Below are 12013 nucleotides of genomic sequence, written 5' to 3'. Positions count from 1 at the left end.
CTACCATCGCCGACAAGCCCGTTGCTGTCGCCGCGCCAAACGTGCTCAGCAAATAGTCGGTGTACAAATCGAGTTCTTTGTTCTTCATGGCGACAGGTTAGCGTATGCACTGCGTAACATCAGTTATAAAGACGGGCGATTATAGGCGGTGAAGCAGTGGATTGGGTTACAAGTCGTGCGGCATCAGCCGTTCAGATGGGGAATTTGGTGACAACCGCTATTTCCCACCCTGATAAAGCTGCATTTTCAGCCAAGTGGCTTACGAAAGTACACAACCCGCTCGGTCTCAGTAAAACCCAGCGCCAGATGGACTGCGTGGCTAAGCTCGTTATCCAGCGGAGCATCAGAGGCAAATTCGCTGCAACCACGTGATCGCGCCCACGTTGCAACCGCCGCAACCAATTGCGCGGCCAGACCCTGGCGACGGAAGCCTGGGGCCACATAAATGCCTTCAAGGAAAACGACAGGCGACGTATCCGTTCCATTCACGTAGTCGATACGCAGGGAAGCTTCCACAAAGCCAATTGGGAGTGATGCTGATGCATAAGCGACAAACTGCGCATAGCGGCCAGGGTCGGCAATGAATCCAGCCATCTCGGTAAGATGCTCGTCACATGGGCAGTCGGGCCACAACGCTTGACGAAGGTTTAACCAACCGGGCTGTTCAACCGTACTGCACGCCTCAATCGTGTTGCTTGGCTGCATAGATAGACTCAGGGTCCCTCAACACTTGGTCGGTCACCAACCATTCGCCATCCACCAGCTTGCGGAACAGGCAACTTTCACGGCCTGTGTGACATGCAATGCCGCCAGCTTGTGTGATCTGCAGCACAACGACATCACCGTCGCAATCAAGACGTATCTCACTCACCGTTTGCAAATGGCCGGACTCCTCCCCTTTCTTCCACAGTTTTTGCCGTGAACGGGAAAAGTAATGGGCAATGCCGGTCTCCGCGGTAAGCGCCAGCGAGGCTGGGTTCATATACGCCACCATCAGCACCCGTTGGGTCTTTGCGTCTTGCGCAATGGCGGTTACCAAGCCTTTTTCATCCCAGCACACTGCATCGAGCCAACTCATAAGCGCACCTCGATTCCCTGCGCACGCATCAACTGCTTGGCTTCCCCCACCGTATGGTCACCAAAGTGGAAAATACTGGCTGCCAGCACCGCATCAGCATGGCCCAGCTTGATGCCGTCCGCCAAGTCCTGCAACTTGCCGACACCACCCGATGCAATCACTGGAATGAGCAAAGCATCGCTGACAGCTCGCGTCAGCCCCAAGTCAAAACCAGACCGGGTACCATCTTTGTCCATGCTGGTCAGCAGAATTTCGCCTGCGCCCCGACGCTGCATTTCCAACGCCCAGGCCACTGCATCAAGCCCTGTCGCATTGCGGCCGCCATGGGTAAACACCTCCCAACGGGCTGGTTCATCGGGCGGGCTGACCCGCTTGGCATCGATAGCTACCACGATGGCTTGCGAGCCAAAATAACCCGCCGCATCTTCCACAACCTGTGGGTTGGTTACTGCCGTTGTGTTGATGCCTACCTTATCGGCCCCAGCATTGAGCAAGCGACGCACATCCTCAACCTTGCGCACCCCACCGCCGACAGTAAGCGGAATAAACACCTGCTCGGCCACCGCTTCGATGATGTGGAGAATCAGATCCCGATTATCGGAACTGGCTGTGATGTCGAGAAAGGTCAGTTCATCGGCCCCCTGCTGGTCATAGCGACGGGCAATTTCGACTGGGTCGCCTGCATCGCGCAGACCGACAAAGTTCACGCCCTTGACCACGCGACCATCGGTGACATCAAGGCAGGGGATAATACGTTTGGCGAGCGGCATGAATTGCAATCACATGAGGGTAAAACAAGGGATGAAACGGTTCAGTCTTCGCCATCCCAATAATCGACTTTTCCGTTTTCATCCAAGGCTCGGAAACGGAATCGACTGACACCGCTGCCGTCAGCAGCCGCCACCACAGAACGTATCCCCACCTTGCCAGAGTCCGGGTACTCGACAATCTCGGTAGGGGAACGCGTACTGATGGAGAGGTACTTCAGGTCAGCATCGGAATCGTTGATCAGATGGTGGGCTGTTTCACGCCCCCCAGTCGGCGCAGCAATCACATCGCCAGCGCGAACGGGGAACTGCTCATCGCCCAAGCGGTAGGTTCCCCGACCTTCCAGAATGATAAACAGCTCTTCTTCCTCCCAATGATTATGGAAAGGACAAGAACGCTTACCGGGCAGCACCAGGGTATGGGCATACCCCATTTTCCTGGCTCCAATAAGACTGCTGATGCCCACATCAAACGACTCGTACTTGCTGCCGCGTACGTTGTGTTCGGGTTCCGGCAAGCTATCGAGGTTGATGATGGGAGGCTTAGTCATTGAACTCGTCTGCCAACTGCTGGGCAGCGGCAAAGTCAAGCGTCCCTTCGTAGATGGAACGGCCCGCAATCACGCCGCTGATGCCCTCACTTTCAACTTCGCAGAGCAGCTTCACATCGTTGAGGTTGGTCAGCCCACCCGAGGCAATGACTGGTACGGTTAGGGCTTGGGCCAGCCGCACAGTGGCATCGATATTGATGCCACTCAGCATGCCATCACGGCCGATATCGGTATAAATGATGGATTCGACACCGTAGTCTTCAAAACGCTTGGCTAAATCAACCACATTGTGGCCGGTTGTCTTGCTCCAACCGTCAATCGCCACCTGGCCATCCTTGGCGTCCAGACCGACGATGACCGAACCAGGGAATGCATCACAGGCATCATGGAGAAAACCCGGCGACTTCACCGCGGCCGTACCAATGATGACGTACCGCAGGCCGGCTTCCATATACATTTCGATGGTTTCCAGGTTGCGGATACCACCGCCAAGCTGGACGGGGATTTCAGCACCGACGACATCCATAATCGCTTTTACAGCGGCAAGATTCTTCGGCTTTCCAGCGAAAGCGCCGTTCAAATCGACCAGATGCAGGCGTCTTGCACCGGCATCCAGCCATCGCTGGGCTATTTCTGCAGGGTCGCCAAATACATCAGCGGAATCCATTTCACCTTGTTTGAGGCGGACGCATTGACCGTCTTTGAGGTCGATGGCGGGAATAATCAGCATGGCAGTGTGTTGGTTGGGTAAAAAAATCAGCTTAGGCGACACCATTCCAGGCAACGAAATTGGCTAGCAATTTCAGCCCGGCGGCATGACTTTTCTCAGGATGGAACTGAGTAGCAAAGATATTAGCGCGGGCCACCGCCACCGTGAAGGCAAACGGATAAACGCTTTCCCCCACAGTGAGGGTGACATGGGGTGTTTGCATGTAGTAACTATGCACAAAATAAAAGCGCTCGCCAGGGAGAATACCTTGCCAGAGGGGATGAGAACGGGTTTGGCGCACCTCATTCCAACCCATATGCGGCACCTTGAGCCGCTCTGCGTCATGCACCATCCGTTCGGCTGGAAAGCGTACCACTCGGCCGGGAAAGACGCTTAAGGCGGGAGTATCACCCCCTTCTTCGCTCATTTCAAAGAGAAGTTGGGCACCCACGCATATGCCAAGAAAAGGCTTGTGCTTGGCAGCGTCAAGCACCACGTCGCGTAAATCACGCTCTGTCAGCTCACGCATGCAGTCGCGCATCGCGCCTTGCCCAGGGAATACAACCTTGTCGGCCGCCGCAATAACTGCCGGGTCGCGGGTCAGGATGATTTCTTCGTGTGGGGCAACGTGTTCCAGCGCGTGGGTAACTGAACGAAGATTACCCATGCCGTAGTCGATGACGGCGATTTTCATAGTGTTTGTCTCAGCAATTCAGGCCGTCAGGGTGCCTTTGGTCGATGGCATGGCGCCTGCTGCACGGTCATCGACCTCAACCGCCATACGTAGCGCACGGCCAAAGGCCTTGAAGATGGTCTCTGCCTGATGATGGGCATTGCTACCCTTCAGATTGTCGATATGTAGCGTCACCATGCCGTTGTTGACAAAGCCATGGAAGAATTCGCTGAACAGGTCAACATCAAACTGGCCGATGCTGGCTCGGGTGTATTCCACGCCATAGCTTAGGCCTGGCCGGCCGGATAGGTCTATCACTACCCGCGACAAGGCTTCATCAAGCGGTACATAGGCATGGCCGTAACGACGAATGCCTTTCTTATCGCCAAGCGCTTTGCCCAGCGCCTGCCCCAACGTAATGCCGATATCCTCCACCGTATGATGCGCATCGATATGCAGGTCACCCTTGGCGACGATATCAAGGTCGATCAGCCCATGCCGGGCGATCTGGTCCATCATATGGTCCAAAAAAGGCACGCCGGTATCGAAGTGGCTCTTGCCAGTGCCATCCAGATTCAACGTAACGGTGATCTGGGTTTCCAGGGTATTGCGGGTTACAGTGACTTGGCGCATGGCTGGGTCTCAAAAACAGGTTGGCAAGGCCGCCAGAACGCTATCGTTCTCGGCTGGCGTACCGATGGTAAAACGCAAACAATGTTCCAACAGCGGATGGCTGCCATGCAATCGTTTGATCAGAATGCCCGCCGCTTTCAGTGCCTCAAAGGCACGATCTGCATCCGGCATTCTGACGGTAATGAAATTGGCTTCGGATTCAAACACCGTCACGCCGGTCAGCTCGGTCAAAGCGGTAGCCATACGCGCACGCTCTGCACACAGTATGGCAGCCTGCGACGTGAAGACTTCCACATGGTCCAGCGCAAATAATGCAGCAGTTTGGCTTAACACATTGATGTTATAGGGCGGGCGAACCTTTTCCAGTTCTGCCATCCAATCGGCCGGGCCCACGGCGTAACCCAACCGGATTCCGGCCAAGCCCAATTTAGAAAGCGTCCGCATCACCACGAGTTTGGGATGCTGACCGGCAAGGTCCATGAAACTATCGCTGGCAAAGGCGCTATATGCCTCGTCCACCACGACCATGCCAGGCGCAGCATCCAGAATGGCTGCTACCTCGGCACGGCCATAACGGGGGCCCGTAGGATTGTTGGGGTAGGCCAGAAAAACTACGGCAGGCTGGTGTATGGCAATGGCTGCCAACATGGCCGGCAAATCCAGCGTGAAATCGTCTTGCAGCGGCACGCCGATATAGTCAAGCCGACTGAAAACCGCATTCATCTTGTACATGACGAACGATGGCTCTGCTGCCAATAGCTTGGCACCCGGTTTAGCCAGGGCTTGGCAAATCAGCGTAATCAACTCGTCCGACCCATTGCCGAGAATAATGCTAGCTGCGGCAGAAATAGCGAATGCCGCCTTGAGCTTATCTTTCAGCCCACCACCGTGTGGGTCGGGGTAGCGATTCAGTGTAGCTTTACCGAGCCGTTGCCCCAACTCAATTTGCAATGCTTCGGGCAGTGGGAAGGGATTCTCCATTGCATCGAGTTTGATCAAACCGGTGGCATCGGCCACATGGTAGGCCGACAAAGCGGCAATCTCCGGCCGCACCCAGTCTTTCGCGCTCATGCTTGATCCTTCAACCGGTATTCAGCCGACTTGGCGTGCGCAGGCAGGCCTTCGCCATGGGCAAGTACGCTGGCAATCCGGCCCAGTGTCTGCGCACCCGCCTCTGAGACATAAATCAAGCTGGAACGCTTTTGGAAGTCGTACACACCCAGTGGGCTAGCAAAGCGGGCCGTACGTGACGTAGGCAACACATGATTGGGGCCAGCGCAGTAATCACCGATGGCTTCCGAGGCAAAACGCCCAAGGAAGAAAGCCCCGGCATGGCGAATCTTGGCCTGTAAGGCCCACGGGTCTTCAACTGATAGCTCCAGATGCTCCGCCGCAATCTTGCTGGCGACGTCAGCGGCTTCATCAAGATCACGTACCTGAATCAACGCACCCCGATTGCTTAGGCTGGCAGCAATGATGTCGCGCCGCGGCATGGTTGGCAGCAGGTTTTCAATGCTGGCGGCGACCTGGTCCAGATAAGCCGCATCGGGGCACAGCAGAATCGACTGGGCAATCTCGTCGTGCTCCGCCTGGCTGAACAAATCCATGGCGATCCAATCCGGGTCGGTCTGCCCATCGCAAATCACCAGAATCTCGCTGGGGCCGGCCACCATATCGATGCCCACCACGCCGAACACCGCTCGCTTGGCTGCCGCTACATACTGATTGCCAGGCCCGGTTACCTTATCAACCTGAGGGAGGGTTTCGGTGCCATACGCCAAAGCCGCCACCGCTTGCGCACCGCCGATGGTGAAAGCACGATCTACACCGGCGATATAGGCTGCCGCCAACACCAGGTCGTTACGCTCACCCCGCGGCGTGGGCACAACTACGATGATGTCACCGACGCCTGCCACCTTGGCTGGGATAGCGTTCATCAACACCGATGAGGGATAGCTGGCCTTACCGCCTGGAACATAGAGCCCTACGCGATCAAGCGCGGTAACCGCCTGGCCCAACACCGTGCCGTCATCTTCGGTGTACTGCCAGCTGCTTTGCACCTGCTTTTCGTGATAACGGCGCACACGGGCAGCGGCGGCTTCCAAGGCTTCGCGTTGGACATTGCTCAAACGATGGTATGCCGCCTCCAGCTCGGCACGGCTTAGCTCCAATTCGGCCATGCTGCTTACCTGCAGACCATCGAAGCGATTGGTATACGCCACCACAGCGGCATCGCCCTGCGTTTTCACCTCTTGCAGAATACGTGCGACTGCCGCGTCAACCTCAGGGGTCTGCGCGGCCTCAAACGCCAGCAAAGCGTCAAGCTGCGTGTTGAAATCTGGGGAAGTACTGGTGAGACGTCTCATACGGGGTTCACTTTGAGCCCCGGGCAGCGCCCGGTGCGTATTTACACAGGGCCGGCACGAAGGTGCAGACCCATTCAGGCGTGATGCTGCTCGGCTTGATGCAGGCTGCTAGCGTGGGCAAATGCATCGAGAATTGGTTGCACGCCAATCCGTTTAAGTTTGAGTGAAGCCGGATTGACCACCAGCCGGGAGCTGACATCAAGCACATGTTCAACCGCCACCAATTTGTTGGCTTTCAGCGTATTGCCAGTGCTGACCAAGTCCACAATAGCGTCGGCCAAGCCCACTAATGGGGCCAGTTCCATCGAGCCATACAGTTTGATCAAATCAACATGGACACCTTTACGGGCAAAGTGTTCTCGAGCCGATTCGACATATTTAGTCGCTACCCGCAAGCGCGCACCCTGCTTGACCGCAGAGTGGTAATCGAACCCTTCGGCCACTGCCACCATCAGCTTACAAGCCGCAATCTGCAAATCCAGCGGTTGGTAAAGGCCCGCACAGCCATGTTCCAGCAATACATCGTAGCCGGCGATCCCGATATCAGCCGCGCCATACTGTACATAGGTGGGCACATCGGTAGCGCGCACGATCACCAAGCGCACATCCACACGGTTGGTGCCAAGAATCAGCTTGCGCGAGCTTTCGGGATTCTCGGTCGGGACAATACCTGCCGCCGCCAATAGCGGGACAGTCTCTTCAAAAATGCGTCCTTTGGACAAGGCGATGGTAATCATGGGCAACACTACAAACGGCAGAACGCGAATTATGCCGGCCCAGCACCGCGCTGGCGAGTATTAGTTGTCTACCAGGATAAAAACGGAAAATCATTTCCATATCAGCCGCTTAGACAAACCTATCTAAAAGTTGTCTAGCCAACAACAACCAGTGGTGAGTCAAATCAACGGTATTCAGTATGCTTGTCGATAAAGCGCGACAATCGATAGGCGGCCATTTTACGTACTTTGTTGCGCAGAAATGGCGTCCAGCCCAACAGCAAGCCCATCGGCCCCAACGCCATACGTGTCCATGCCCATAAGTCGAATTGATCGCAGTGCCGCCAAATCAAACCATCACGAAACTCGAAACTTGCCTGGATACGATTTTGAACCAATCGACCAGTTTGGGAGAAAGGATAAACCGCCACCCAGTTGGCACCACCACGGCCATCTGCCCCTTCAACTGCTGAAAAGCTCACCGATAGTTCACTGGCGCTCTCCAACAACATATGCCACATAGCGGCAGGCTGTCGCCCCTGCAGATGGGTAAACACCGGATCGGAGAATTCCACCTCAGCGTGGTAGCACGCAGCCATCGCCGCCCAGTCTCGGTGCTGGAAGGCAGTATAAAAACGGTCTATCAAGTCTGATTCGGCACTCATGCAAAAAGCCTCGCATGCAAGGAAAACCCTTTAAAGCACAAAGCCCGACCAGACGACAATTATTTTGCCGCCCGGTGGAGCTTATTGAGCTGCTGAGTGACTGTTATGTACTGCACGCTCGCTCAAACGCATTTTTACTGGGTACGTTCGATTTGCGCCCCAACGCCGCCTAGTTTGGCTTCCAAATGCTCATAGCCCCGATCCAAGTGGTATATCCGGTCAATAATGGTTTCGCCTTCGGCAGCAAGTCCGGCAATCACCAAAGATGCCGATGCACGTAAATCCGTCGCCATCACCGTAGCGCCCGAAAGCTTTTCCACACCCTGCACAACCGCGGTATGGCCATCGACGTGAATGTCCGCCCCCATACGCGCCAATTCCGATACGTGCATATAGCGGTTTTCGAAAATGGTTTCGGTAATCACACCAGTACCCGCGGACAACGCATTCATCGCCATGAACTGAGCCTGCATATCGGTCGGGAAAGCCGGGTAAGGCAACGTGCGCAGGCTGACCGCCTTGGGGCGCTCACGCATCTCGATGGCAATCCAGCCATCGCCCGCTTCAAGATAGGCACCCGCTTCCCGCAACTTCTCCAGCACACTTTCCAAAATGCCAGCACGTGTATTGCGCAACACGACCTTGCCACGCGCCAACATCACCGCACACAGGAAAGTACCGGTTTCAATTCGATCGGGCATGACGGCATGTTCGGCTCCATGCAGGCTGGTTACGCCCTCAATGGTAATCGTGTCGCTACCATGACCACTGATTTTGGCGCCCATCTTGATCAGACACTCTGCCAAATCGACTACTTCCGGCTCGCGGGCGGCGTTCTCAAGCGTGGTGACGCCATCTGCCAGGACAGCCGCCATCAACAGGTTTTCGGTTCCTGTCACGGTAACCATATCCGTCATGAAGCGTGCGCCTTTAAGGCGCTTGGCACGGGCATGGATATAGCCATGCTCGATATTGATCTCCGCCCCCATCGCCTGAAGCCCCTTGATGTGCTGCTCAACAGGCCGACTACCGATGGCGCAACCTCCGGGCAAAGACACCTTGGCTTCGCCGAAACGCGCCAACATCGGCCCCAGCACCAAAATTGAGGCACGCATGGTCTTCACCAGCTCGTAGGGTGCTTCGAGCTTGTCGATACGCGAAGCCGTCAGCTCGAATTCATGGACATTGTCCGTCATCACCCGCATGCCCATGCCTTGCAGCAACTTCTGCGTGGTCATGACATCGCGCAGTTGTGGCACATTGGTCAGGCGCAGGGTGTCGGCCGTCAGCAAGCTGGCGCACAAAATCGGCAGCGCCGCATTCTTAGCCCCGGAGATGCTGATCTCGCCTTCCAGGCTTGTACCGCCGGTTATTTTTAGTTTGTCCATGGTATTCAATCTCGAATTCGGCGCAAAACACCGATCAATCTTATTAATGAAGTAATAACAGCAGCAGGAATGGCTAGCGCCATAACCAATACAAAACCAGCAGCACAAATAGCCAAGGCAAGCTCACCAAGGCAAGGCCCAGGCGGCTCCCACCTTTGGTTTTGCCTGACTTGACGGCGTTTAAGGGCGGCTCTTCCATTCGTGTGGGCTGAAGGTTTTCATCGATAGCGCATGAATTTCTTCACGCATACGCTCGCCCAGCACCTGGTAGACCATTTGGTGTTGGCGAACACGCGGTAGGCCATCGAAGGCGCGCGCGACAATGATGGCTTCGAAATGATGACCATCGCCGTTGACTTCCAGCACTTCGCAAGCGAGGCCGGCGGCAATGTATTGTTTGACTTGTTCAGGAGTAACCATGATAGGTAGGCCGAGTGGGAAGCGGAATCAATGCCTGAGCTTATAGCCCGTGCGAAGCAAATGTAGTGTAAAGGCGGTCAGAAGAATAAAAGTGGCACCCACTACGGACAGACTTAGCCAAGGTGAGACATCACCCACACCAAAAAATCCATAGCGAAAGCCGTCGATCATGTAGAAAACCGGATTCAGATGAGAAATACCCAACCAGAAAACCGGCAAGGAATGAATGGAATAAAACACGCCACTGAGGAAAGTCAGCGGCACGATGATGAAATTCTGGAAAGCCGCCAATTGGTCGAATTTCTCTGCCCAAATACCGGCGATCATACCGAGCACCGCCAGCACCCCCGAACCCAGCAGCGCAAATACCAAGATCCAGAGTGGGTATTTAAACCCCGGTAAGGCCAGGAGACTGGTAACCAGCAGCACACCCACGCCAACCGCCACACCGCGCACGATCGCCGCCAACACATAGGCCAGAAAAAACTCCATCCGGGAAATCGGCGGCAGCAAGATAAATACAATGTTACCGGTCAATTTCGACTGAATCAGGCTGCTGGATGTATTGGCAAAGGCATTCTGCAGAATGGACATCATGGCCAGCCCCGGAATGAGAAAAGCCGTATAACGCACCCCTGGGTAGGCCTGGACATGCTTATCGAGCACATGCGAAAAAATCAATAGGTAGAGAACCGCCGTCAACACCGGCGCCGCCACGGTCTGGAAACTGACTTTCCAGAAACGCAGTATTTCCTTGTAGAAGAGGGTATAGAAGCCTTGCATGGCAATGTGGAGCGAATCAGTGCGCGAGGCGGCAAAAAAGCCTTGCGTCATCAACTCACTCAGCTTTCCTTCCCATTACGTCAAGAAAGACCGATTCCAGATCGGGCTTCACAATTTCAATATCCCGCACACCGACACCCGATTCGCGCAACAACGCCAAAATGCCTTCCAATGTGTTGTAGTCATCCAAGCGCAAGTGATAAGCGCCATCTCTTTCTGCCACCAAAAGGGGATGCAGGGCTGCCGGCAACGCATCAGGAAACAAACGCAGTGAAAGCAACCGGGCTGTGTGCGACTGCATCAAGGCGGCCTTGTCATCCAATGCCACCAGTTCACCTTGCTTGAGCATGGCAATACGGTTGCAAAGCATCTCTGCTTCTTCCAGATAGTGGGTAGTCAACACGATGGTATGGCCACCCGCATTCAGCCGCTGGATAAACGCCCATAGCGTCTGCCTCAGCGTAACATCGACTCCGGCAGTGGGCTCATCCAGCACAATAACCGGCGGTTTATGCACCAATGCTTGCGCAACCATCACCCGTCGCTTCATACCACCTGATAAAGCACGCATATTGGCGTGTGCTTTGTCAGCCAAACCCAGATTTTCCAACAATTCATCAATCCAGACATCATTACGGCGCAAACCAAAATAGCCGGATTGGAACTGCAATGTTTCGCGCACAGTAAAAAAGGGATCGAAAGTCAGTTCCTGCGGCACGATACCCACTTTGCGCCTCGCAGCCCGGTAATCCGCCTGCACATCGCTGCCCATCACGGTAACCGAGCCTGAATCAGGCCGGGTCAACCCACCCAGCACGGAAATCAAGGTGGTCTTGCCCGCGCCATTGGGGCCGAGCAACGCGAAGAACTCGCCCTCATGCACTTCAAGGTCGATGCCCTTCAAGGCTTCAAGTTCGCCAAAGCGTTTCTTGATAGCAGAAAATCGGATGGCAGCAGACATAGGCGGATCAAATCGGAAAGGCGGGATTGTACCTAGGTTCCAGCAACATAAGAGGCTGATCGCATCTACGTGGATTTAGCCCCACACCCTAAGCTAGGCAAAAGACAGCGGGGATATAAACGATTTTCGAGCAACAGATTGTCAGGTAATCAACCCGTTTACAGAACCGTGCTGCTGAATCGGCATAGGGGCGACCAGATGTTCTGGCCGACCCCTGCCACACCACCCGGCATGCGGGTCCGCACCGGGCGGTTGGAGCAGTTGAGGTCAATCTGCCTCCAATTGATGCACATCGCCCGGTTT

Annotated in this window: 15 protein-coding genes; all 15 read right to left on the bottom strand. The window is 55.2% G+C overall.

The features are described from left to right. Nucleotides 1–246 precede the first annotated feature (246 nt). The gene (gene aac(6'), locus CSQ89_RS17100) at nucleotides 247–705 is read right to left on the bottom strand and encodes an aminoglycoside 6'-N-acetyltransferase (RefSeq protein ID WP_099407304.1); all 459 of its coding nucleotides are present in this window, start codon (nucleotides 703–705) and stop codon (nucleotides 247–249) included. After that, the gene (gene hisI, locus CSQ89_RS17095; protein ID WP_099407303.1) at nucleotides 683–1078 is read right to left on the bottom strand and encodes a phosphoribosyl-AMP cyclohydrolase; all 396 of its coding nucleotides are present in this window, start codon (nucleotides 1076–1078) and stop codon (nucleotides 683–685) included. The genes aac(6') and hisI overlap by 23 nt, the downstream gene beginning before the upstream one ends. Further along, nucleotides 1075–1848: an imidazole glycerol phosphate synthase subunit HisF gene (gene hisF / locus CSQ89_RS17090; protein ID WP_099407302.1), complete on the bottom strand. Its 774-nt coding sequence runs from the start codon at nucleotides 1846–1848 to the stop codon at nucleotides 1075–1077. The genes hisI and hisF overlap by 4 nt, the downstream gene beginning before the upstream one ends. 41 nt (nucleotides 1849–1889) lie before the next feature. Beyond that, nucleotides 1890–2396 carry a cupin domain-containing protein gene (locus CSQ89_RS17085; protein ID WP_099407301.1) on the bottom strand — a complete coding sequence of 169 codons (507 nt, stop codon included), beginning with the start codon at nucleotides 2394–2396 and terminating at the stop codon, nucleotides 1890–1892. Continuing rightward, on the bottom strand, nucleotides 2389–3126 hold the full coding sequence (gene hisA, locus CSQ89_RS17080; protein ID WP_099407306.1) for a 1-(5-phosphoribosyl)-5-[(5-phosphoribosylamino)methylideneamino]imidazole-4-carboxamide isomerase: 738 nt from the start codon (nucleotides 3124–3126) through the stop codon (nucleotides 2389–2391). The genes CSQ89_RS17085 and hisA overlap by 8 nt, the downstream gene beginning before the upstream one ends. Before the next feature lie 31 nt (nucleotides 3127–3157). Beyond that, entirely contained in the window at nucleotides 3158–3799 is a 642-nt protein-coding gene (gene hisH, locus CSQ89_RS17075; protein ID WP_099407300.1) for an imidazole glycerol phosphate synthase subunit HisH, read from the bottom strand. An 18-nt stretch (nucleotides 3800–3817) separates the two neighbouring features. Continuing rightward, entirely contained in the window at nucleotides 3818–4411 is a 594-nt protein-coding gene (hisB, locus tag CSQ89_RS17070) for an imidazoleglycerol-phosphate dehydratase HisB (RefSeq protein ID WP_099407299.1), read from the bottom strand. Nucleotides 4412–4420: 9 nt separating this feature from the next. Beyond that, nucleotides 4421–5482 carry a histidinol-phosphate transaminase gene (gene hisC, locus CSQ89_RS17065; RefSeq protein ID WP_099407298.1) on the bottom strand — a complete coding sequence of 354 codons (1062 nt, stop codon included), beginning with the start codon at nucleotides 5480–5482 and terminating at the stop codon, nucleotides 4421–4423. Beyond that, nucleotides 5479–6777, bottom strand: a complete 1299-nt coding sequence (hisD, locus tag CSQ89_RS17060; protein WP_099407297.1) for a histidinol dehydrogenase — start codon at nucleotides 6775–6777, stop codon at nucleotides 5479–5481. Before hisD ends, hisC begins: the two co-directional genes overlap by 4 nt. Nucleotides 6778–6851: 74 nt before the next feature. Further along, nucleotides 6852–7514, bottom strand: coding sequence for an ATP phosphoribosyltransferase (gene hisG / locus CSQ89_RS17055; protein ID WP_099407296.1), 663 nt, complete (start codon nucleotides 7512–7514; stop codon nucleotides 6852–6854). Between the two features lie 164 nt (nucleotides 7515–7678). Next, nucleotides 7679–8158, bottom strand: a complete 480-nt coding sequence (locus CSQ89_RS17050; protein WP_099407295.1) for a nuclear transport factor 2 family protein — start codon at nucleotides 8156–8158, stop codon at nucleotides 7679–7681. A 134-nt stretch (nucleotides 8159–8292) separates the two neighbouring features. Beyond that, nucleotides 8293–9546 (bottom strand): UDP-N-acetylglucosamine 1-carboxyvinyltransferase, encoded by a 1254-nt coding sequence (gene murA / locus CSQ89_RS17045; RefSeq protein WP_099407294.1) that lies wholly within the window; start codon nucleotides 9544–9546, stop codon nucleotides 8293–8295. Between the two features lie 180 nt (nucleotides 9547–9726). Beyond that, entirely contained in the window at nucleotides 9727–9966 is a 240-nt protein-coding gene (locus tag CSQ89_RS17040; protein WP_186293330.1) for a BolA family protein, read from the bottom strand. Nucleotides 9967–9993: 27 nt separating this feature from the next. Next, complete coding sequence (locus CSQ89_RS17035) at nucleotides 9994–10749, bottom strand: ABC transporter permease (RefSeq protein WP_099407305.1); 756 nt, start codon at nucleotides 10747–10749, stop codon at nucleotides 9994–9996. Nucleotides 10750–10804: 55 nt separating this feature from the next. Further along, nucleotides 10805–11710 carry an ABC transporter ATP-binding protein gene (locus tag CSQ89_RS17030; protein ID WP_099407292.1) on the bottom strand — a complete coding sequence of 302 codons (906 nt, stop codon included), beginning with the start codon at nucleotides 11708–11710 and terminating at the stop codon, nucleotides 10805–10807. Nucleotides 11711–12013: the final 303 nt, after the last annotated feature.

The sequence above is a fragment of the Chitinimonas sp. BJB300 genome (assembly GCF_002735695.1).
Lineage (GTDB): Bacteria > Pseudomonadota > Gammaproteobacteria > Burkholderiales > Chitinimonadaceae > Chitinimonas.
Note: the sequence above shows the minus strand (reverse complement) of the source record. Positions and strands in the feature narration are given on the sequence as shown.